The sequence below is a fragment of the Nocardia sp. NBC_00403 genome (genome assembly GCF_036046055.1).
Taxonomy (GTDB): Bacteria; Actinomycetota; Actinomycetes; order Mycobacteriales; family Mycobacteriaceae; genus Nocardia.
Window position 1 is genome coordinate 6,150,782 of sequence record NZ_CP107939.1, and the last position, 21,885, is coordinate 6,172,666.

The 21,885-nt window shown below is 65.4% G+C and carries 20 protein-coding genes; 11 read left to right on the forward strand and 9 right to left on the reverse strand.

The genetic code is table 11. The features are described from left to right. Positions 1 to 188: 188 nt before the first annotated feature. Entirely contained in the window at positions 189 to 620 is a 432-nt protein-coding gene (gene tsaA / locus OHQ90_RS27280) for a tRNA (N6-threonylcarbamoyladenosine(37)-N6)-methyltransferase TrmO (protein WP_328402197.1), read from the forward strand. A gap of 210 nt (positions 621 to 830) precedes the next feature. Here the strand turns inward: tsaA and OHQ90_RS27285 are convergent, their stop codons facing one another. Beyond that, entirely contained in the window at positions 831 to 1,616 is a 786-nt protein-coding gene (locus tag OHQ90_RS27285) for an SDR family NAD(P)-dependent oxidoreductase (protein ID WP_328402200.1), read from the reverse strand. A gap of 315 nt (positions 1,617 to 1,931) precedes the next feature. Between OHQ90_RS27285 and OHQ90_RS27290 the strand changes: the two genes are divergently transcribed. Continuing rightward, entirely contained in the window at positions 1,932 to 2,873 is a 942-nt protein-coding gene (locus tag OHQ90_RS27290; protein ID WP_328402202.1) for a class I adenylate-forming enzyme family protein, read from the forward strand. Here the strand turns inward: OHQ90_RS27290 and OHQ90_RS27295 are convergent. The 7 genes from OHQ90_RS27295 to menE all read right to left on the reverse strand — a co-directional run bounded on the left by OHQ90_RS27295 (position 2,820) and on the right by menE (position 9,707). Continuing rightward, the gene (locus OHQ90_RS27295) at positions 2,820 to 3,452 is read right to left on the reverse strand and encodes a hypothetical protein (protein ID WP_328402204.1); all 633 of its coding nucleotides are present in this window, start codon (positions 3,450 to 3,452) and stop codon (positions 2,820 to 2,822) included. The genes OHQ90_RS27290 and OHQ90_RS27295 overlap by 54 nt on opposite strands. Positions 3,453 to 3,492: 40 nt before the next feature. Further along, positions 3,493 to 3,801, reverse strand: a complete 309-nt coding sequence (locus OHQ90_RS27300; RefSeq protein WP_328402206.1) for a hypothetical protein — start codon at positions 3,799 to 3,801, stop codon at positions 3,493 to 3,495. 78 nt (positions 3,802 to 3,879) lie between these two features. Continuing rightward, positions 3,880 to 4,089 carry a hypothetical protein gene (locus OHQ90_RS27305; RefSeq protein ID WP_328402208.1) on the reverse strand — a complete coding sequence of 70 codons (210 nt, stop codon included), beginning with the start codon at positions 4,087 to 4,089 and terminating at the stop codon, positions 3,880 to 3,882. After that, the gene (locus OHQ90_RS27310) at positions 4,089 to 4,922 is read right to left on the reverse strand and encodes a 3-oxoacyl-ACP reductase family protein (RefSeq protein ID WP_328402210.1); all 834 of its coding nucleotides are present in this window, start codon (positions 4,920 to 4,922) and stop codon (positions 4,089 to 4,091) included. The genes OHQ90_RS27305 and OHQ90_RS27310 overlap by 1 nt, the downstream gene beginning before the upstream one ends. Positions 4,923 to 4,977: 55 nt before the next feature. Beyond that, on the reverse strand, positions 4,978 to 6,399 hold the full coding sequence (locus OHQ90_RS27315; protein ID WP_328402212.1) for a phytoene desaturase family protein: 1,422 nt from the start codon (positions 6,397 to 6,399) through the stop codon (positions 4,978 to 4,980). Further along, a complete protein-coding gene (locus OHQ90_RS27320) occupies positions 6,396 to 8,207 on the reverse strand; it encodes a DUF3556 domain-containing protein (protein ID WP_328402214.1) in 1,812 nt (603 codons plus the stop codon). Before OHQ90_RS27320 ends, OHQ90_RS27315 begins: the two co-directional genes overlap by 4 nt. 33 nt (positions 8,208 to 8,240) lie before the next feature. Next, a complete protein-coding gene (menE, locus tag OHQ90_RS27325; RefSeq protein ID WP_328402216.1) occupies positions 8,241 to 9,707 on the reverse strand; it encodes an o-succinylbenzoate--CoA ligase in 1,467 nt (488 codons plus the stop codon). Positions 9,708 to 9,869: 162 nt separating this feature from the next. On the opposite strand from menE, the gene OHQ90_RS27330 reads away from it, so the two are divergent. The 6 genes from OHQ90_RS27330 to OHQ90_RS27355 all read left to right on the forward strand — a co-directional run bounded on the left by OHQ90_RS27330 (position 9,870) and on the right by OHQ90_RS27355 (position 17,596). Beyond that, complete coding sequence (locus OHQ90_RS27330) at positions 9,870 to 11,153, forward strand: PucR family transcriptional regulator (protein ID WP_328402218.1); 1,284 nt, start codon at positions 9,870 to 9,872, stop codon at positions 11,151 to 11,153. Positions 11,154 to 11,396: 243 nt separating this feature from the next. Beyond that, complete coding sequence (locus OHQ90_RS27335; protein ID WP_328402220.1) at positions 11,397 to 13,088, forward strand: PHA/PHB synthase family protein; 1,692 nt, start codon at positions 11,397 to 11,399, stop codon at positions 13,086 to 13,088. 38 nt (positions 13,089 to 13,126) lie between these two features. Further along, positions 13,127 to 13,948 (forward strand): alpha/beta fold hydrolase, encoded by an 822-nt coding sequence (locus tag OHQ90_RS27340; protein WP_328402222.1) that lies wholly within the window; start codon positions 13,127 to 13,129, stop codon positions 13,946 to 13,948. 361 nt (positions 13,949 to 14,309) lie between these two features. Next, on the forward strand, positions 14,310 to 14,879 hold the full coding sequence (locus OHQ90_RS27345; protein WP_328402224.1) for a TetR/AcrR family transcriptional regulator: 570 nt from the start codon (positions 14,310 to 14,312) through the stop codon (positions 14,877 to 14,879). Between the two features lie 78 nt (positions 14,880 to 14,957). Next, positions 14,958 to 15,992: a medium chain dehydrogenase/reductase family protein gene (locus OHQ90_RS27350; RefSeq protein ID WP_328402226.1), complete on the forward strand. Its 1,035-nt coding sequence runs from the start codon at positions 14,958 to 14,960 to the stop codon at positions 15,990 to 15,992. Positions 15,993 to 16,246: 254 nt separating this feature from the next. Further along, positions 16,247 to 17,596 (forward strand): carotenoid oxygenase family protein, encoded by a 1,350-nt coding sequence (locus OHQ90_RS27355; RefSeq protein WP_328402228.1) that lies wholly within the window; start codon positions 16,247 to 16,249, stop codon positions 17,594 to 17,596. Positions 17,597 to 17,749: 153 nt separating this feature from the next. Here OHQ90_RS27355 and OHQ90_RS27360 read toward each other — a convergent pair whose 3' ends face one another. Then, the gene (locus OHQ90_RS27360) at positions 17,750 to 19,102 is read right to left on the reverse strand and encodes an amidase family protein (RefSeq protein ID WP_328402230.1); all 1,353 of its coding nucleotides are present in this window, start codon (positions 19,100 to 19,102) and stop codon (positions 17,750 to 17,752) included. Positions 19,103 to 19,255: 153 nt separating this feature from the next. Between OHQ90_RS27360 and OHQ90_RS27365 the strand changes: the two genes are divergently transcribed. Genes OHQ90_RS27365 through OHQ90_RS27375 form a run of 3 tightly spaced genes read left to right on the forward strand, consistent with a single transcriptional unit; the run spans position 19,256 to position 21,877 of the window. Then, on the forward strand, positions 19,256 to 19,897 hold the full coding sequence (locus OHQ90_RS27365) for an urea carboxylase-associated family protein (RefSeq protein WP_328402232.1): 642 nt from the start codon (positions 19,256 to 19,258) through the stop codon (positions 19,895 to 19,897). Then, positions 19,884 to 21,011: an NADH:flavin oxidoreductase gene (locus OHQ90_RS27370; RefSeq protein ID WP_328402234.1), complete on the forward strand. Its 1,128-nt coding sequence runs from the start codon at positions 19,884 to 19,886 to the stop codon at positions 21,009 to 21,011. Before OHQ90_RS27365 ends, OHQ90_RS27370 begins: the two co-directional genes overlap by 14 nt. Further along, a complete protein-coding gene (locus tag OHQ90_RS27375; RefSeq protein WP_328402236.1) occupies positions 21,008 to 21,877 on the forward strand; it encodes a polysaccharide deacetylase family protein in 870 nt (289 codons plus the stop codon). The genes OHQ90_RS27370 and OHQ90_RS27375 overlap by 4 nt, the downstream gene beginning before the upstream one ends. The last annotated feature ends 8 nt before the right edge of the window (positions 21,878 to 21,885 follow it).

Below are 21,885 nucleotides of genomic sequence, written 5' to 3' on the forward strand. Positions count from 1 at the left end.
CTACAACCAACTCGAATTCCAATGCCGCAATAGGCAATCTCTGAACTCGAGACCGATCGGCGCGTAGCGTACACGCCGGTCGAACGGTGCTACCCGTTTCGGGCACAAAATGGAAACCGTCCGGCAGCAGCTGCATCTACGGTCGGCGGCAGCTGCCGGTCCGGCAACTGTGGAGGATGGAGATGGAAATGTCATCGGACTTCAGCAGTCCTGAGCATTTTGCGGTGCGTACGGTCGGCCGGGTGCGCTCGTCACTCACCGATCGGGCCACCGCACCGCGCCAAGCCGACGAGGGTGCGCCGTCCGCGGAATTGGTGATCGACGACGAGTTCGCTACAGCTGCCACCGATCTGAGCCCGGGCATGCGAGTAATTCTGATTACCTGGCTCGACCGAGCAGATCGCGACGTGCAAATGGTTCAGCCGCGCGGAGACAAAACTCGCACGGCGACCGGCGTTTTCGCCACCCGCTCTCCGGACCGGCCCAATCCGATCGGCCTGCACGAGGTAACCGTCACCGCTGTTGATGGAACCATCGTGACCGTCGACAAACTGGAGGCGCTCGACGCGACACCGATCCTCGATATCAAACCGGTGCTGGGCCGTATCGACATACGCTGACCCAAGCCACCGGTCGCGTTCGCCGCCCGGCGCCTGCTGGAATTCGAACCCCATGAGCTGGTCTCCGCGGTCATGGGTGGCAACCGCGCCCAGGCGGTGAAGCATGCTTGGCCCCGCAGTTCGCGCTCTCATCCCGCCCGGGGCGCCTCCCGTGGATTTGTCAGCCGATCCCGCTTACCGCCGAACGACGCATGCGACTGGTCGGCTACCTCAAATGGTGGTGACGAATCCGCCGTCGATCCTCAGGTCGGATCCGGTGATGTTGGCGGACCGGTCGCCGGCCAGGAAAACGACCAGGTCGGCAACCTGCTCCGGAGTGGTGAACCTGCCCATCGAGGTGGCACCAGCTGTCGCGGACCTGACCTCTTCGGGGGTCCGACCGCTGGCGGCGGCGATCGTGTCGGCCACTGCGCCTTCGTCCAGCCACAGCCCGGTCGTCACCGGTCCGGGACTTATGGAGTTGACGCGAATATTCTTCGGCCCCAATTCTTTTGACAAAGCCTTGCCGAAGTTGGTGACGGCGGCCTTGGTGGCACAGTAGTCGTAGATCCCGGGGTCGGGATAGTAAGCATTGACGGATCCGATGATGACGATCGACCCGCCGCCACGGCGGTACATCTGTGGCAGAGCGGCCCGGGTCGGCCGCACCGTCCCCATCACGTTGAGATCCCAGGATGCCTGCCACTGGTCGTCGGTAACGCTCGCGAGGCCGCCCGGTTGCACAGTGAGCGCACCCACGTTGTTCACCAGCACATCGATGCCGCCGCGGTCCGCCGCAGCCGCAACCAGGTCATCGGCGCCGCCGGGCTGCGCCAGATCGGCGGACACGAATGTCACTTTCCCTGCTTCCTCCAGCGCCCCGAGATCGGGCCCACGGGTGCGTGATCCGGCTACGACGTGGGCATCAGCGTTCACCAGCGCCTGGGTGATCGCGAGCCCGATTCCCTTGCTCGCGCCGGTCACGACGGCGGTCTTGCCCGAGAGATGCAGATCCATGCTGTTGCTCCCTTCGCCGGCTCGGTTTGTGACCCCGAACACGCTACGCCCGGCTCAGCTCCGCCATGCCCAGTCGGCGGCCTCGGGAGTGTCGGAACCGGCGACATAGCCGCGAACATCAGAATTACCGTCGCGACGAAAATTCGTCACCTTCCATTAATTACATCCCGGTTACCGCGGCGGCGCATTGCGCGGTCGGGATTGTCCTTTGGTGACAATGCCTGCGGCGAATTTCATTCATGCACGACGGTGTCCGGCGGCGGCGGGATTTCTACTGTTGTCGTCATTCCCTGTACCCCCTCCTGAGGACCGCTTATGAATCTTTCGACTCTCCCGGACCATCGCGCCGCCGCCGCACCGGACGCAGCCGCCGTCGCCGACGACAGCACCGACCTGAACAACACAGGATTCCTGGACGCTGTGCGGCGCGCCGCCGCTACCCTGCGCGGCGCGGAAGTCTCGAGTGGCGACGTGGTTGCGATCATGTTGCCCAACACTGCCGCCTTTGTCGTCTCTCTATTCGCTACCTGGCGGGTGGGTGCCACGGTCACACCTATCGACCCGTCGCTGACCGCCGCGGAAGCGAACAGCCAAATGACCGACACAGGCGCCAAGGTACTGATCACCGCACGGCCGCCCGCCGCCGACGCCCCGGTCCACGCCGTCATAACCGCCGACGATCTCACCACCGCAGACGCCGATGCCGCCGAACCCGCACGGCTTCGCGACGACACGCTGGCGCTGCTCATCTGTACCACCGGCATCACAGGCGAACCCAGCAGGGTGACGATCGACCACGCCAATCTCACTGCCATGTGCCGCATGGTGATCGAGGCATTCGAACTCACCGGAGCCGACCACAGCCTGCTGAACCTGCCGCTGTTCCACGTCAACAGCATCGTGGTCGGCGCCTTGTCACCACTGCTGGCCGGTGGCCGCGCCACCATGGCCTTCAGCCCGAAGACGTTCTTCGACCGGATCGAACGCAGCCGTGCCACATACATTTCTGCAGTCCCGACCATGTATGCACTGCTGTCGGATCTGCCCGCCGAAATCCGGCCGAACACCTCATCGGTACGTTTCGCCATCTGCGGCGCGGCCCCAGCCGGCATCGAACTGCTGACCAAATTCCAACGCCGCTACGGAATACCGATCATCGACGGCTACGTCTCCGAAGTTCCCACGCGCGCACGCTCATGCTGCTCACCAGCACCCGCGAGACGGACACGGTCGGAATACTCTCGCCAGGCCAGCTGATTCGGACCGCTGATCCGGAGGGGGTCGGTGCCCGTCGCCTATCGAGCACGAGTACAGATAGTTGATCGCTCGGTTGTACTCCTCATCGGTGAGGTGGTAGTACATCTGCTTGATTTCCACGATCCATAGTTCGCCTGCATCATGTAGCAACACGAAATCGGGTTCGCGCTTCTCGCTGCCGATCGCGGTGGTCACCAGGATGGTGCCGAATTTCTGCCGATACCAACGCTCGAAACTGGCTCGTACCCGCTTCAGCGATTCATTCATGCCCAGCGGCGTCCACTCCGGCGCGAGCAGCCACGGGGCCCGCTCGATCAACTCCTGGAAGGGACGCTCCAGCGAACGACGGTCATCGATCAGGCTCCGCAACCGGTTGACGACGGCGACCCGCTCCGAGGCGATCTGACCGAGCGAATACACCTCGGCCACCCGCGCGGTTTCGAACAGCGCCACAACAACGTCGAGTTGATTGTCACCATCCTCGGCAACTTCCTTCAGTGTTTCCAAGAGGCTGCGCTGCGGAGCCAGCGAGAGAGCGAGGCGCACAATGCTGTCGAGATGGGGCGGATCATCCAGCACAGCACAGTCCTTGTTGTTCACCAGGATCGCGTGGCATCCATCACCGACTTACGAAACAGTCGGTCCTGCGGTGCGATTTCCTGCGGAGTGGCTGAATACCGGACCTCTCGACGAATTCCTCCCACACCCTGATATTCGCCACCGGCCAACCCTGTGGCGTGCGCTCCGCCTCTGCGCCTCCCACCGACACCACCTCGATGGTCCGGCAGATCCCGAAGGCGGCGAGCTTACCGATCCCCCTGCGGCCCATGACCGGTCGTTCCAGACGGCGCGACAGATCCGAACCGATCCGCACCCGGCGATCCGAACCGACCATCAGATAGTGGGCGTTGATCTCCTCGGCTGTCATCCCATGACCGTTGTCCCGCACTATGATTCGGTACGGTTCATGTTCGACGGCATGGATCGTGCCCGCCAACGTCACCCCTCACAGCAGCGTGACCTCAACCTTGGTGGCGTCGGCGTCGTAGGAATTGGCGACGAGTTCGGCGAGCACGGCCGAAACTCGGTCGTACAACCGGATCCCGAGTTTGTCGATCGTCAACCGACTGATCCGCATCGTGTACTTGTGCGACTGGTCGCCGTTGTCCATGGCCGAGCCCCCGATCACCCCTCGATGCGGTAACTGCGCGTCCATTACATATCCATGCCGCCGTTGACACTCCACACCTGGCCAGTGATGTAGGAGGAGGCGTCGGCGGCCAGGAAATGGACGACCCTGGCGATCTCCTCTGGACTACCCACCCGGCCGACCGGGATCTGGGCGGTGAGTCTGGCCATGACCTTGTCGGGGATGGCCGCCGTCATCTCCGTGCCGATCAACCCGGGCGTCACCGTATTGACGGTGATGCCGATGCTGTCGTCGGAGCGCTTGCCGGATTTCGCGACCTGGTAGGCGGCCTCCTTGGCGAGGGTCTTGGTCAGTCCGAACAGGCCGGACTTCGACGCGGCGTAGTTGGCCTGACCGATATTGCCGGTCTCGCCGACCACCGAGGACACGTTGACGATGCGCCCGGTGCCGCGCTCCACCATATGTGCCAATGCGGCCTGGGAGAGGAAGAAGGCGCCGGAGAGGTTGACCGCGAGGACGGTGGACCACTGCTCCTCGGTCATCTCGGCGACGGTGCAGTCCATGGTGATTCCGGCGTTGTTCACCAAAATGTCCAGGCGGCCATGGGTTTCGATGACTTCAGCGATGGTACTGCGGCAGTCGGCGGCGGAGCCGACATTACCGCGATGCGCCGAGGCGGCCGCGCCGTGCGGTTCGGTGGCCCGCCGCAGATCGGCGACGAAATGCTCGGCGCTGGCCGGATTGCGGCTGTAGCCGACCGCGACGGACGCACCCTGGTTGGCCAGGCTGTGTGCGATGGCTGCGCCGATGCCGCGGGTGCCACCGGTGACGAAGGCGACACGGCCTGCCAGTTTGTCGGTGGCGGGTGCGGTCGACTGGAGGGTTTCGAGCGTGCTCATGAGAGATCCCTTTTGTTTCGAAAGTTGTTGAATGTACGTCTATTTGGGTAAGCAGCTAGGCAGTGCGCCTGAGGTAGGCGAGCGCCGCGTCGGCGGCATTGGCACCGCACATACCGTGCGCGCCGGGGCCCGGTGGCGTCGCGGCCGAGCAGATGTACATACCCCGCACCCCGATGCTGTACGGCGACAACGTGATTCGCGGACCGAACACCAGCTGGCGGACATCCTTCGAGCCGGTCATGATGTCGCCGCCGACATAGTTTGCGTTGTACGCGGCCATCTGCGTTGTGTCGCGGACCGTTTGGCCCACCATCCGATCCCGGAAGCCGGGCGCGAATCGTTCGATCTGGGCGATGATTGCCGCGGTGGCGTCACCGGTGTAGCCGTTGGGCACGTGCGCGTAGGTCCACAGCGGGTGCACCTTGCCGACCGAGCGCTGCGGATCGGCCAGATACTGCTGACCGACCAACACGAACGGACGCTGCGGCATCCGCCCGGCGTGGATCTCGCGCTCCGTGGCGGCGAGTTCACCGTAGCTGCCCGCAAGATGTACCGTGCCTGCCCGGCGCGCGTCGGGGTTGGTCCACGGCACCCCGCCCTCGATCGCGAAGTCCACCTTGAACGCGCCGGGTCCCTGCCGAAAATGCCGGTAGGCGCGGGCAATTCGAGACGGTAGGTGGTCACCGAGGATACCGGCCACGGCATCCGGGGCAAGATCGAACATGGTCACATCGCTGGTGGGCAATTGTGCGGCGGCCTCGATCCGGATATCGGTCTCGATCTTGCCGCCGAGATCGGTCAGCAGCGCAGCCAACGCAGTGGTGATGGACTGGGAGCCGCCCGCCGCCACCGGCCAGCCGTGCCGGTGCCCGGCAGTGAGGATGCCGAGCCCTATGGCCGAGGTCAGCGGGTAGTGCAGCGGCCGAAATGCGTGCGCCGCAACACCTCCGAACAATGCCCTGGCCTCGTCGGTGCGGAACAACCGCGCCAGCGTGGAACCGGGAAGCACGGTCGGCAGGCCGAACCTGGCCAGTGTCAACGGATGATGCGGGAACCGCAGCAGCGGCCGCATAATGTCTTCGGAGAGTGCGTCGAACCGCGCGGACGGCGCACCGAACAACAGCCGCCACCGCTCGTCGTCTCGCCCCAGCCCCGCCGCGGTCCGCTCCACCGACCGGTAGAGCGTCGCGCCCCGGCCGCCGTCCAGCGGGTGCACGCAGTCGATTTCCGGTGTGCACCAATATAATCCGTAGCGCTCTAAGTCGAGACTGTTGAGGAATGCCGAGCCAACGGCCATCGGGTGGGTGGCCGAGCACTGGTCGTGCAGCAGGCCGGGCAGCAGTGCCTCGCCGGTGCGGGTGCCGCCGCCGATCTCGCCGGCGGCCTCCAGCACGGTCACCTGCACGCCCGCCTCGGCGAGGGCAACGGCGGCGGCGAGTCCATTGGGCCCGCCGCCGACAACGGTCGCTGTGGTCATGCCAGCGCTCCGTGTCCGTGTTCCTGCTCGTCGCGGGCGGCGGGTCGGGCGGACAGCGCCAGTGACCAGGTGACCTCCAACGGGATCGGCCCGTTGGGCAGCCACGGCTGCTCCTCGACCGCCTCCGCTACCTTCCAGGTGCCTCGCTCGATAACGCCGAGCGCGGCGTCGATCACTTTGTAGTGCTGCACCTTGCTGCCCCAGGCTTGCGACTCCACCCAGACGATCACCAGTTCGCCGGGTTCGAAGCCAACCTCCTGCTGCACGGCCCTGATCAGATCCTCGTTGTGCAGGTGTCCGTCACCGAAGTTGAAGCCGATCAGCGAGTTGCAGATGAATTCGGCCTCGCGCACCGTCCGGCTATCGATATCTGGCAGGTTTTTCAGCAGCACCGAAAACAGGCCGCGGCCCTGGCTGTGCATGGTGCGCCAGGCGATGGTCTGCTGCATGGTGATCTCGGCCCACTGCGGTTCGTAGCCGAATTCGACGAACTGGTCGATCTGATTCTTCGCGCTGCGGGTCACCCTGTTCAGTTTGCTCTCCGCGCCCGGTGCGAAGGCCCAGACCGCCGAGGCCCAGTTGCCCGCGTACTGGCGCATCGACGGCAGGAACGAGACCTTATCCGGCCTGAAGTTGCCCAGGATCGGGAAGAACAGCAGTCCGGCGATGAGCGTGGCGGCCAGCCACGGCGAGGAGATATCGGTGAGTCCGTAGCCGTCCCAGTTCGGGAAGCCGAGGAACAGAAAGACGGTCGCGTAGGCGAACAGCACATTCCATTCGAGTGGCACCGCGAGCGGGAAGGTGGAGACGATGAACAGGTGGAAGATGACCATCACCGTCGCCGCGGCCACGGTCAGCCAGATATTGGTGGAGAAGAACAGCACCAGTGGGGTGATCACTTCTACCGTTGTACCGCCGACGTGCGCCATCACATCCGCGATCCGAGACGGGCGCAGGTCTCGCGGGAAGTCACGGTAGTGCGCCCGCTTGAGCCACTTGAACGGAACCGACGGGCTATTGCTCACCATCGGCGGTACCACCTGCGAGAAGTGCTTGCCGAGTTTCGAGACGCCCGCACCGACCCACACGACCAGGATCAGCAGCTTCAGCGCGATGATCATGTCGACGAACGGCAGCACCGCGAAGAAGAACAGTGCCGGCAGATACTGCTCGCCGCGCGCGCCGAGGAAAACTGTCTTGTCGCGCAGACCGTTGATGATCAGCAGCACGATCGGCGCGATGAGCAGCACTGGGCGCACCAGCCCTGAGGTGTTCTCCGGCTCCGCCGCCGACAGCGAATCACTGTGCACGCCAGGGGCCAGCAGCGACGCGGCAAGGCTGATCAGCAGCGCAGCGTATAGCGCGACGTCGAACCGGGTGCGCCGGTCGCCCGCGGTGCCGGGCACCCACTTCCACGGCCGCAGCCGGATGGTGCCCGGCCGGGCCCAGAAGAGAATGCCGCCGGTCATCGGCTTCACCTTGCCGGCGAGCGGTCCCCACGAACCGGCGACGCCGATGGTCTCCAGCAGCACCGTCCACAGCACGAACTTTTGATAGACAATCGGCTGGTCCCACCATTGCGAGACATGCCAGAACGCCGGGAGATCGGAGGTCACCGTGGCCACGACGATGCCGCCGAGTGCGTAGAGGACCAGCAATTTGAGAATGTAGATGGTGTGCACCATCCGCGGCGACCCGAAGCCGTGCTCGGCCCAGTTGGCGGCGAGGATGCGCATACGCTCCATCAACGGTTTCCGCAGAAAGGTGTCGGGATCTACCTGCGGCAGATCCGGTTTCGTGAATCCCATTGTTCTGCTCCTATTTCTGACCGAGGGTGGATATCAACAGTTTTCGATGGCGAGTCGCCGCAGCTTCGGCTTGTCGAGTTTGCCGACGTCGTTCTTGGGAAGGTCGTCGAGAATCGTGATAGCGACGGGCAGTTTGTATTTCGACAGTGCGCCGCGAACGTGCTCGTGGATCTTCTCGGTCGCCAATCCGGTGCCCGAGTTCAGCGAGACATAGAGCACCGGCTCCTCGCCGTAGACCTCGTGCGCGCGACCGACGACCGCGGCCTCGGCGATCTCCGGCAGTTGGTAGACCACGGTTTCGATCTCTTTGGGGTAGATGTTCTCGCCGCCGCGGATGATCATGTCCTTGGTGCGGTCGACCAGGACCAGGTACCCGTCCTCGTCCAGGCGGCCGATATCGCCGGTGTGCAACCAGCCGTTGACCAGGGTTCGCGCCGTCTCCTCGCGGCGATTCAGATAGCCGCGCATGACATTCGGGCCGGAGATCAGCACCTCGCCGATCTCGCCGTCGGGTACCTGATTGCCGTCCGTATCCGCGATCCGAATCGACTGGCCGGGCAGCGGCAGCCCGACGGTGCCGGCCTTGCGCTTGCCGACGAGCGGGTTGACAGTGCTCGCGCAGGCACCCTCGGACAGGCCGTATCCCTCGATAATCGGTATGCCGTAACGATTTTCGAACCTCGCCAGCAGTTCCACGCTGGCCGGGGCCGCGCCGCAGATGGCAAAGCGTACCGAAGAGGTGTCGGGGCGGACCTCGGCGGGCAAATCGCTCAGCATCGTGTATATCGTTGGCACGGCGGAGAAATACGTCGCGCGACTGCGTTCGATCCGGTCGAAGAAGGTGCGCGGGCTGAACTTGCCTGCCACTGTGGCGCGGCCGCGGGCGAGCAGTGGCGAGAGAGTACTCGCCACGATCCCGTTGACGTGGAACAGCGGCAGGATGAGCAGGCTGTGGTCGGCCGCGGTGAGGGCGAAGGTCTCGATCACCATGCGGCACATCGCATTCAGATTGGCGTGGTCGAGCATCACGCCCTTCGGGCGACCGGTGGTGCCGCTGGTGTAGATGAGCAGCGCCAGTGCGTCGTTGCCGAGCTGGGCCGGAACGAGGGCGGTGTCGGGGTCCACCGCGGTGAGCTCGGCGGCCGGGACAACGGCCCGCACCAGAACGTCGAAGGTGAGCCGCTCGGGCACGATCAGCACCTTAACGCCCGCATCCGCGATCTGATAGGCGGCCTCGGTCGCCGTCAGCGCTGGATTGAGCGGGGTGGCCGCCGCGCCGAGACGCCAGGTGGCGAACAGCGATATGACCAGGGCCGCGGTATTCGGCAGCATGATCGCGACCACGTCGCCCGACGAAACGCCCGCGGCGCGCAGTGCCGTGGCGGCGCGCTGCACCGCGTCGAGAAACCCGGCGTTGCTGAGGTCGATGGTGTCGTCGGCGAGGGCGGGTGCGTCCGGATCGGCGGCGGCGCGACGGTCCGGCAGTGTCGAGAGGTTCATGAGCGGTCCTGGTAAATAGAGTATGCGGTATGGCTATAACTGTAGAAATCGGGCAGCCCTGTGACACCGTCGTGCGTCGACGAAGTACGCCGCCGGTGTTGTCCCCGGAGAACAACCCTGCAATTTCCCACGCGGTTACCGCCAAGTAGCTACCGTTGGGGAGTGACGAATCTTCGTCGCGACAGTGATGTCGATGTCAGCCGGTATGTCGCGGGGATCGCCGCCCGCATGAACGAGCGGGTGACCGATATCAGCGCGCTCCTCCGGCGCGGCCTCGAGGACGAGATCCCCGAATTGCGGGGCGACGCCCGCACCGTCGAACTGCTCGGCGCCAGCGTAGAAGGCAATGTCGACACCATCCTGCATGCGCTGCAGCACGACATTCCGGTGGCTCGGATCAACGCTCCCACTGCTGCCATCGAATACGCCAGACGCCTTGCCCAGCACGGAGTTTCGGTCAAGGCCCTGGTGCGCGCCTATCGGGTCGGCCACCGGCGGATGACCGAGCTGGTCTTCGCCGAACTACGGGCCACCGATATCGCGCCCGCCGATGGTGTCACGGTCGTGGAGGCGATCACCAGCACACTGTTCGACTACATCGACTGGATCACCGAGCAGGTCGTCGCGGTGTACGAGACCGAGCGTGAGCAGTGGCTGGAAAGCCGCAACAGCGCCCGCGCACTGCGCGTGCGTGAGGTGCTGGCCGGGAAGAAGCCGGTCGATATCGATGCCGCGACCGAATCCATCCGCTACCCCCTGCATTGGCACCATTTGGCGTTGATCATCTGGTATCCGGACACCGGCGCGAGCGGCGACGAGTTGACCCGGCTGCAACGCTTTGTCCGTGAGCTGGCCGCGGCGGTCGGTACCGCGGCTGCGCCGCTGTTCGCGGCCGCCGACCGGATGAGCGGATGGGCCTGGCTGCCATATCGGTCCGAGCAGTCCGATGCGGTGGCCAAGGTCCGGGATTTCGCGAGCAAGCGGGCCGATGCACCGCGGCTGACGATCGGCATCATGGGCCAGGGGGTGCCGGGCTTCCGCCGGTCCCATCAGTATGCGCTGCTCGCGCGCTCGGTCGCGCTTACACGCGGGGATGTGGAACCGAGGATCATGGCGGCGAGCGATCCAGGACTGTCGGCCGCGGCGCTGCTCGGCGGCAGCGCGGAGGTCGCCGAATGGGTGGGTGAGGTGCTCGGCGAATTGGCCACCGACGACGAGAACGATGCCCGGCTGCGCGAGACGCTGCGGATGTTCTTGCACACCGGATCCAGCTACAAGGCGGCCGCCGCGGAGCTCGATCTGCATTTCAACTCGGTGAAATACCGGGTCGGGCGGGCGGTTGCGCGGCGCGGGCGGCCGATCACCGACGACCGGTTGGACGTCGAGCTGGCGCTGCTGATCTGCCACTGGTACGGCGCGGCGGTGCTGCGGCCGAATACGGACTGACCGCAGCGACAAACCCACGCGCACACTTCGTTCTTTCCGGACAATGGCGCGCCCGCCGATCGGATCTACCGTTCTTGCATCAAATCCTGATGCGGTGCATCAGCAACGGAGCAGGCGCTACACCGACGATCCGATGCCTGCGGACAGCATGGTCCGTGGCATCGAAGGCCTAACCGCCCGTCGACGACGCCGCGCACCGGCCCGTTATCGAGGCCAGCCGACCATGTTTCGAGGAGTTCCACAATGACAACAACCACCGACGCCGCTGACGAACTCGCGGCCCCGCTGGATCTGCTGATGACCAGTTCGGCGATCGGCGTCGGCCGACGTATGTTGCCCAATACTTCCTGGACCAGACTGGCGTTGAGTCTGGCCAAACAGCCGCGGACGGTCGCGGACCGGGTCGGCGCGTTCGGTCAGGAGCTGGTGACGATCGCCCGCGGGCATTCGGATCGACTACCGGTGAAGGGCGACCGGCGCTTCGACGATCCGGGATGGCAGGGCAATCCGCTGTTCAAGCGGTCCATGCAGGCATATCTGGCCGCCACCGTCACCGTCGACGCACTGTTCGCCGACGCGGACCTGGATTGGCGCGATGCCGAATGGATGCGATTCGTCCTGGATAACGTGATGGATGGCGTCTCGCCGAGCAATAACCCGCTCCTGAGCCCGGTCGCGTGGAAAGCATTGGTGGACAGCGGCGGTGCGAGCGCGGTGCGCGGATTACGGCACTTCCTCTCCGATATGGCCGCCGCGCCGCGGGTGCCGTCGATGGTCGATTCGGATGCCTTCACCCTCGGCGATACCGTCGCGACCACATCGGGTTCGGTGGTGCTGCGCACCGAGATGTTCGAGCTGATCCAGTACGCGCCGCAGACCGAGCAGGTGCGAACGGTACCGCTGCTGATGGTGCCGCCGGTGATCAACAAGTTCTACATCATGGATATCGCCCCGGACCGCAGCATGGTCGAGTATTTCGTCCGTCAGGGCCAACAGGTATTCGCCATATCCTGGCGCAATCCGACTGACCGCCACCGAAATTGGGGCTTCGACGAGTACGGGCAGGCGATCATCGACGCGCTGGATGTCGTGGAGCGGATCACCGGCTCCGAGCGCACCCATTTGCAGGCCTCCTGTTCCGGCGGCATCATCGCCGCGATGACGGCTGCCCATCTGACCGCGATCGATCAGGCCCATCGACTGGCGAGTCTGACGCTCATGGTGACGGTGCTCGATCAGAGTCACGCGGGCTTCGCCGCGGCCGCGATCGACGAGGAGTCGGCGAATATCGCGATCGCGCTCTCGGCCAAGAAGGGCTACCTCGACGGGCGGGCGCTGGCCGAGATATTCGCCTGGCTGCGGCCCAACGATCTGGTCTGGCGCTACTGGGTCAACAACTATCTGCAGGGCCGCGCGCCCGCACCGTTCGACGTGCTGTTCTGGAATGCCGACACCACCCGGATGACGGCAGCGCTGCACCGCGACATGGTCTCGATGGGTGTGCACAATTCACTGACCACGCCGAATCAGGTGAGCATGCTCGGCACTCCCGTCGACCTGTCCCAGGTCACCGTCGACACCTATGTGGTGGCCGGTATCGCCGACCATATCTCGCCGTGGCAGGCCTGCTACCGCAGCGCCCGGCTGCTCGGCAGCAAGGATCTGCGGTTCGTGCTCTCCACCAGCGGGCATATCGCCGCGCTGGTCAACCCCCCGGGAAATCCCAAGGCCTCCTATCGGATCGGTGCGGTCGACGACGCCGACCCGGGAGCGTGGCTGGATACGACCGCCGAGAATCCAGGCTCCTGGTGGCCGAATTTCGTCGAATGGCTGGCCGAACGCGGCGGTCCCGAGCGGGACGCGCCGCAATCGCTGGGTACGGCTGATCTGGCGCCGGTGGATTCCGCGCCGGGAACTTATGTGCTCGAACACTGAAAGGTGATCATGACAAAGCATCTCGAAGTGTGGCCGCGATGAGTGCGCCGGAGGCTGCCACCTATGTCGAGGATCGCCTCATCGCTGTGCTCGGTCAGCAGATCCGGGTGCATGTGCGCTGGGGAACCGGGAGGCCGCTGGTGCTGTGCAACGGTATCGGCGCAAGCCTCGAGGTGCTCGATCCGCTTGTCACACAGCTGAATCCGGCTACAACTGTGGTTCGGTTCGATGTGCCGGGCAGCGGCGCATCGCCGGATTCGCCACTGCCGTACGGGTTTCCGTATCTGGCCGCCGTGCTCGGGCAGCTACTACGCAAACTCGACATCCGCGGGCGCGTCGATATCCTCGGACTGTCCTGGGGCGGTGCGCTGGCCCAACAGTTCGCCTTCCAGCATCCGCGGCGGTGCCGCACGCTGATCCTGGTGTCCACCGGTACCGGCGTGATCATGGTTCCCGGTCGGCCCACCGTGCTGCTGAAAATGCTGACACCGCGGCGATTTCTGGACCATCACTATGCTGCATCCATCGCCGGTGAGCTCTACGGCGGCTCTGTCCGCACCGATCCGGCCATCATCGAGCAGCTGTTCGATCGGCAGCTGATGGCTGGGTCCCGGGTCGGCTATCTGCACCAACTGCTAGCCGGTTCGGTATGGACGAGCATCTTCGCGCTGCCGCTCATCCGGCAGCCCACGCTGATCATCGCGGGCACCGACGATCCGATCATCCCGATCGCCAATGCCCGCATCATGCACCGACTGCTCCCGCATTCGACCGTCCATCTGCACGGTGGCGGGCACGTCGACCTCATCACGAATGCCACCGAATTAGCGCCCGTCATAGAGAGATTCAGGACGGAGTAGTCATGAGCACATCGGTATCCCTCGGCGGGGCCGACTTCAACGGGCGATTCAGAGCGGGCGTTTCGCCCCGGTCGTCGCGAGCACCAGCGGCGAAGTCTCACGTGGTCCACGGCAGCCGGGGCGGTCGCTGTCGCCGGGCCGATACCGCTCGTTCCGCCGGTGACCAATACTGTTCGACTGTCCATCGAATCCCCCTTTCCCAGTGGCGATTTCAACTTCCACACCGGCAGGACGCTCGAGTGCTCACATCGGCGAGATTCGCCTACTGGCGCGGCCGGAGGTTTGCGAAAATCGGATTCGATCGGAAAGGCCGGAGCGAAGGTGTTGACGCCCACAATATAGTGAGTGTACAGTCACTCACATGAGCAAGAGCGGAGTGACCCTCTCCCGATCGGACGTCCGCCGCGACGCCGTCGTAGACGCCGCGATTATCGAGTTCGCCCGGACCGGCTATCACGGCACACCGATCAGCACAGTCGCGGCGACAGCGCAGATCTCACCGGCATACGTCTTCAAACTGTTCCCCGGCAAGGTCGCACTGTTCGTCGCCGCGCTCGAGCGCTGCTTCGATTCGATCGAGCGAGCACTGTCGTCCGGCGCTGCCCGCGCCAACGGCGCGAGCCCCGAACAGATCCTGTACGAAATGGGCGGGGCCTACGCCGAACTCATCAGCGACAAGAGCCTGCTCATGCTGCAAGTGCACGCCCAGTCCGTCGCGGACGTCCCGGAAATCGGCGAGGCACTGCGCAGCGGTTTTGGCCGGGTGACCGACTTCGCCAAACAGCGGTCGGGCGCCGAAGACGAGCAGGTGCAGCGATTCATCGCCTTCGGCCAGCTCTGCCACCTGATCACCACCCTCGGCCTGGACGGTGACGACAGCCCCTGGGCCGCCATCCTCACCGCAGGCATTCGCCACCCGAACGCCCACTGACTTCAACCAACTGCCCCCTCGTGGGGCATTTATTCAACACACCGAGTGATTGACCAGTCACACACCAGGAGAAGAAGCATGTCCACCACCGCCACCGAAATCGTCCTGCCCGGCCGAGTCGAGCCCCAGGGCCTGCTGGTCACCCGGCGCGACCTGCCGGCACCCGCAGCCGGCCAAGCCCTCGTTCGGATCGAGGCGAGCGGTGTCTCCTTCGCCGAGCAGCAGATGCGGCGCGGCAAGTACTACGACCAGCCGGCCTTCCCGTTCGTGCCCGGATACGACTTGGTCGGGACCGTCACCGCAATCGGTGCCGGTGTCGATCCGGCCTTGGTCGGCAGGCGCGTGGCCGCACTGACCAAGATCGGCGGCTGGTCCAGCCACGCCCTGCTCGACGCCGCGGACCTGGTGCGGGTGCCCGTCGCACTCGATGCCGCCGAGGCGGAAACCTTTGTCGTCAACGGGATCACGGCCTGGCAGATGCTCTACCGGACCGCGCACGTGCGGCCCGGGCAGACCATTCTGGTCCACGGCGCGAACGGCGGCGTCGGCTCGACGCTCGTTCAGTTGGCCCGCGCCAATGGAATTCGCGTCATCGGCACCGCTTCGGCCCGCAATGCCGAAGCCGTCGAAGCACTAGGTGCGACCTGGATCGACTATCGCGGCGACGTGCCGCAACAGGTTCGAGCGCTCGCACCCGAGGGCGTGGACGCCGTATTCGACCATATCGGCGGGCCCGGCATCAACGACTCGTTCGAACTGCTCGCGCCGAACGGCACGCTGGTCTCCTACGGCACCGCAGCCACCAAGAACGACGAGGGCAATTCACGACTGCCCGTGCTCAAGCTGTTCGCCCAGCTACTGCTGTGGAATGCGCTGCCCAACAAACGAAACGCGCATTTCTTCAACCTGTGGGCAGGCAAGCGCAATCTCACACGCTTCCGCAACCGCATCAGCGAGGACCTCGACAAGGTGTTCGACCTCGCCGCCCACGGCGCACTGCGCGCCCAGGTCGCCGCCCGCATCCCGCTGACCGAAGCCGCCCGGGCCCTCGAGCTCGCCGAGTCCAGCACCGTCGTCGGCAAGGTCGTCATCATCGCGGACGCCCCAGCCTGAACCACTCCGCCAGAGGTTCCCGGCACCCGCGAACACCTCCCCGATTCGGCGCCTGGCTCGCTCTCACCTCGTCGGCCGCACTCTTCTTCGACGGCGCGAGCCTCTACTGGGTGCTGGCCCTCGCGGGCGGCGGCAGCTACCTGGTCGCCGCAACCCTCGAACCCCGCCGCCGTGCGGCCGATCCAGCCGTCTGAAAATTCCTCTTCCCCACTGCTTTCCATCGTCGCCATCTGAAAGATGAACAAGGAATAGTCATGAGCACAGAACGCCCGGTGCCGTACCTCAGCGGCCATTACGAACCGGTGGCCGATGAGATCACCGGCCACGAGCTGACCATCAACGGCACGCTGCCGCCGGAACTCAACGGACGCTACTTCCGCAACGGACACAATCCCAAGCCCGGCATCACCCCGAGCCACTGGTTCCGCGGCGAAGGCATGATCCACGGTGTGCGGCTGCACAACGGCCGCGCCGAGTGGTACCGCAACCGCTGGGTGAAAACACCTTTCCTGGAGGGGGTTCCGTTCACCGGCGTCGAACTCGAGGTCAGCGCCGCCGCCACCAACATCATCTTCCACGCCGGGAAGTACCTGGCGCTGCAGGAGGCCAACCTGCCGTGGCAGGTCAGCTCCGAACTGGAGACCATCGGCATCTACGACTTCGACGGCAAGCTCACCACCTCGATGACCGCGCACCCCAAGGAGGATCCGGTCACCGGTGGACTGCACTTCTTCTCCTACAGCCCGTACCCGCCGCACCTGACCTACTACGTGGCCTCCGCGGCGGGTGAGATCATCCGCGCCGAGCAGATCGAGGGCGCGGGGCCCTCGCTCATGCACGACTTCGCGCTCACCGGCGAGCATGCGGTGTTCCTCGACTTCCCGGTCGTGTTCAACCAACAGGAGCACTCGGGCATCCCCTATCGGTGGGATGCCGACTATCAAGCCCGCATCGGTGTGCTGCCGCGCAACGGGCATGCGGGCATCACGTGGTTCCAGGTGGATCAGGCCGCGCTGCTACACGTCACCAACGCCTACATCGACCGGCAGAGCCGGGTGGTCGTGGAAGGCCCGCGTTACGACCAGGCCGCATGGGAGACCTCGTGGAAGTGGTGGGTCGGCGCACCCGGCTACGGGGGCAGCCCCGACGCCGGTTCCACCTTCCACCGGTGGATTCTGGACCCCGCCACCGGCCGTGCCACCAACGAACCGCTCGACGATCTCGCCACCGAATTCCCCAGCATCAACGACGATTTCACCGGGGCGATCAACAAGTACAGCTACTCCATCGCCTTCCCCGGCGCGGGCCATGAGGGCTACTCCACCATCAAGTTCGACACCGACACCGGCGAACGGCAACTGTTCCACCACGGTGCCGGCCGCATGCCCGGCGAGGCGGTGTTCGTGCCTGCCGTGGGCGGTACCCGCGAGGACGACGGCTACCTACTGACCATCGTCAGCGACACCCAAGCCAATGCCTCCCAGCTGCTCGTTCTCGACGCCGGCGACCTGCGCAAGGATCCGGTCGCCAGCGTCGAACTGCCCCGCCGGGTCCCGGCAGGTATCCACGGCCATTGGATCGCCGATCAGGAAGGCTCCCTGTGATCACCGGAATCGAGACCAGCGCACCGGTTGTCGTGTGCCGCGACATCCTCGAGAGCCAGTGCCCCATGAAGGGGGGCGACGTCGTTGACGATGAAAGCCCTGCACTTGCGTTCTCGACCCGCTCAGATAATCAACATAGGAGTGCAGCCACTGTCACGGGCGTGGTGGTGGTGTCGGACTTTTCCTGATAGTCGGGTTGGTGACGCGCTGCACCCAGGCCGCACAGTCCAAAAGGGCCATGTCGTCGTCAGACGGTCGGGAAAGCAGGATACCGGTGCGGGGCCCGGGCCGCGCGGCGGGTGCGGGCAGGGTGATGCCGCAACTGCCAAGGTAGCTGAGCACCATGGTCGTGCGCAGTACGGCGGCGTTGGCGCGGTCGTACCAATCCGCGTCGGACTGCAGGTCGGCTGCGGGGGGTGGAATGCGGCGCACGGTAGGGCACAGGAGCGTGGCATCATCGAGGTCGGCGGCGAACTCAGCGCGCAAGGCAGACATCGCAGCATAGACGGGGCCGATGGAATCGGCTGTATGCGTGTTGCTTTCGAGTCTGCGCCGGGTGGCGGGTTCGATCGGCATCGTCGAGTCGAGCCGGTGGCGATGCAGTCGGTATGCCTCGGCGCCGACGATCGTTCCGATGTCATCCATCAGGCTCTGGGCAGTCGAGAGCGACGGTAGATGACGAAATTGAACGTCGGCGCCTGCGGCCCGGAGTTCGGCGACGGCGACGTCGATGTCGTCGGCTATCTCCGCTGCGGTGTCCTGCGACCATTCGCCCGTGGGTACGACGAATCGCAGCGGTAGCGGGCGACGACGAGGTCGGGTAGGCAGGAGTACACGGTCCAGCGCGGCGAGATCCTCGACCGTGGTCGCGAAGACGCCGACGCTGTCGAGTGTCGCCGACAGCGGTGCGAAGTCGTGGGGGCCGTATCTACCTGGGCTGGCACGGTATCCGACGATGCCGCACAGGGCGGCGGGCACGCGCACGGATCCGGAGGTGTCCGTGCCGACCGCCAGTGCGACGATGCCGCGCGCGACCGCGACCGCGGATCCGGAGGAGGATCCGCCCGTGACGAGCTCCGGGTCGAGGGGGTTGGCGGGAGTGCCGAAACAGAGGTTGATCCCGAGTCCTGAGAAGGCGAACTCGCTGAGATTGGTTTTGCCGATGGTGACCAGACCGCTGTTGTGCACCCGCCGCACGAGGTGGCTGTCCACAACGGCGGGTTCATCGTGGAGGTGGCTGGCCGAACCGCAGGTCGTGACGGTGCCTTGGACGTCGAACACGTCCTTCCATGCGATGGGGACTCCGTCGAGTCGGCTGCGGCGTGCGCCGCGCGAGGCACGGAGATCGCTCGCCTGGGCCTGATAGCGGGCGCGTTCGGTGGTGACGGTGATCATCACCGCAGCCGAATCAGGTTGCCGGGCACGGTCGATGGCGGCGGTTACCAGCTGCGCCGACGTAGCTTCGCCGCTCGCGAGGGCCTGCGCCATTGCGGTGGCGGTAGTCATGGTAGGTACTCCCGATGCTCGGGTCCGGAACGAATACAGCACACGCTATCGCGCAGACATCCGCGCGGGTATGTATAAACATCTATTCAATTGCCCAAATAGTGTGTACATATCCATTCCCGTTGGCCACCGCGGTTCTGTTGACTGACCAACATGACAGCGTTGAGCTACCCGGAGCCGGTAACCATTCCGGCCAGGCAGGCCCGGTCGGTCACCTTGCGTACCGGCGAGCGATTGCAGATCACCGACGTCGCCGGTGGCCAGGTGGGCGATGTGTTCGCCTACAACGTCGACGACATCACCGAGCATCACAGCGCCTCGCACACCCGCACCCAGGTCAGCCGCCTGTTCCCCGAGCTGGGCGAATCCTTCGTGACCAACCGGCGACGCCCTATCCTCACCTATCTGGCCGACACCTCCCCGGGTCGGCACGACATGTTGATCGCCGCCTGCGACCCGGAACGGTATGCGGCATACGGGGATCCCAACCACGCCAGCTGCGCGGACAATCTGCGGCAGGCGATGGCCGACCTCGGCCACCCGGCGCTGCCGTTCATTCCGCAGCCGATCAACGTATTCATGCGCATCCCCGTCGCCGCGGACGGGGAGCTGTCCTGGCTCGAAGCCGCTACCGCGCCCGGAGATTCGATCATCTTCCGCGCAGAGATGGCCTGCATCGTCGTCGTCTCGTCCTGTCCGCAGGACCACAACGTCATAAACGGCGCCGGCCCCACCCCGCTGGCTCTGACCATCCTTCCCCCAACCACCGAGGAGAACACCGATGACCACCGCTGACCTCGAACTGGCCCATCCGGCGCTCGAGCCGTTCGGCCTCGACTCCCTGAAGCTGCGCAACCGGTTCGCCGTCGCGCCCATGACGCGTATATCCGCCGAACCGGACGGCACGCCGACCGCGCAGATGGCCGAGTACTACCGCGAGTATGCGACGGGTGGATTCGGCTTGATCATCACCGAGGGCATCTACCCGGACGCCACCCACAGCCAAGGCTATTTCAATCAGCCCGGCCTGGTCACCGACAGGCACATCGCCGGGTGGCGCGCGGTGGTGGACGCCGTGCACGGCGCCGGGGCCCCGATCATCGCGCAGTTGATGCACGCCGGAGCGATCTCGCAGGGCAACGCCTACGGGTTCGAGACCATCGGACCGTCGACCGTTCAGCCGCGTGGGCAGATGATGGCCGATTACGGCGGCGTCGGCGGACCGTGGAACGCGCCCCGGGAAATGACGGCTCGCCATATCGACGACGTCATCGCCGGATACGCCGCCGCCGCCGAGAACGCCCGGGCGGCGGGTTTCGACGGCGTCGAGATCCACGCGGCCAACGGCTATCTGCTCGACCAATTCCTCACCGACTACACCAACCAGCGCACCGATGATTACGGCGGATCTGTGGAGAATCGGATCCGCCTTACCGCGCGCGTGCTGCGGGCCGTGCGTGACGCGCTCGGCGATCTCCCCGTCGGTGTGCGGCTGTCACAGACCAAGGTCAACGACTTCACCTACCGGTGGCCCGGTGCCGAGGCCGACGCGCGGGTCGTCTTCGCGGCCCTGGCCGACGCGACCTATCTGCACATCGCCAGCGAGGGCAGGAATTTCCTCGAGACCGCGCGCTTCTCCAGCGGCACAACCATCACTCAGCTGGCCCGCGAGGTGTCCGGCCGCCCGGTCATCGCCAATGGCGGCATGCATGCCCTCCCCCAGGCCGCCGATGTACTGACCGGCGGCCATGCCGATGTGCTGTCACTCGGTCAGGGTGCGCTGGCGAATCCGGATCTGCCGCGTCGGGTCGAGACCGGGGCAGAGCTCGCTCCGTTCAACCATGAGATGCTCCATCCCATGGCCACCCTGGACTGCGCCGCGGCATGGCGCGCACGAACCGACAAATGAGCGAGCACACCTGGACCCGCGGCGCGGCGGCCGTGGCGACGCTGACATTCGATGTCGATGCGGAGACGCCCATCCTCGCGGAAGGACGCCGCTTCGCCGATCACCCCATGGTGATGTCACACCAGTCGTACGGACCGGATGTCGGCGTGCCGCGGATCCTCGATCTGCTCGATGAGATGGTCGTTCCCGCAACGTTCTTCGTGCCCGGCTGGGTAGCCGAGCAGCGTCCTGGCCTGGCCCGCTCGATCGTCGATCGCGGGCACGAGGTTGCACACCACTCTTACAGTCACCGTGCGCCCACCTCACTGCCGGCAGGAGCCGAACGCGCGGATTTCGTCCGCGCACTGGACGTTTTCGCCGCACAGGGCATCGACATCGCCGGACATCGGGCGGCGATGTGGAGCGCCAGCCGCGAAACGATCGGCCTGGTCGCCGAATACGGTCTGGCCTACGACTCGTCGCTGATGGGTGACGACCGGCCGTACCTCGTCGACGGCACCCATGCGCCGGTGGTGGAGCTGCCGGTGCACTGGTCGCTGGACGACTGGGAGCAGTATGCGTATCTGCCCGAACCGCGCATCGGTGCGGTCATCGAATCGCCGGTCAAGGTCGAGGGAATGTGGCGCGCCGAACTCGACGGAATGCGGCACTACGGCTGCCTGTTCAACGTGTGCATGCACCCGTTCCTCACCGGGCGGCCGGGCCGGATGATGGCCCTGCGCCGCCTCATCGGGTACGCACAGGAGTGCGGGGACGTGACCTTCGTCCGCTGCCGGGATGTGGCTGCCTGGGCACGCGAGGACGCCGGGACGCCGCGTCGCGCACTGCCGAGCTACGACGTGGATCCGGCGGTGTATCCGAACTGACGTCGCGT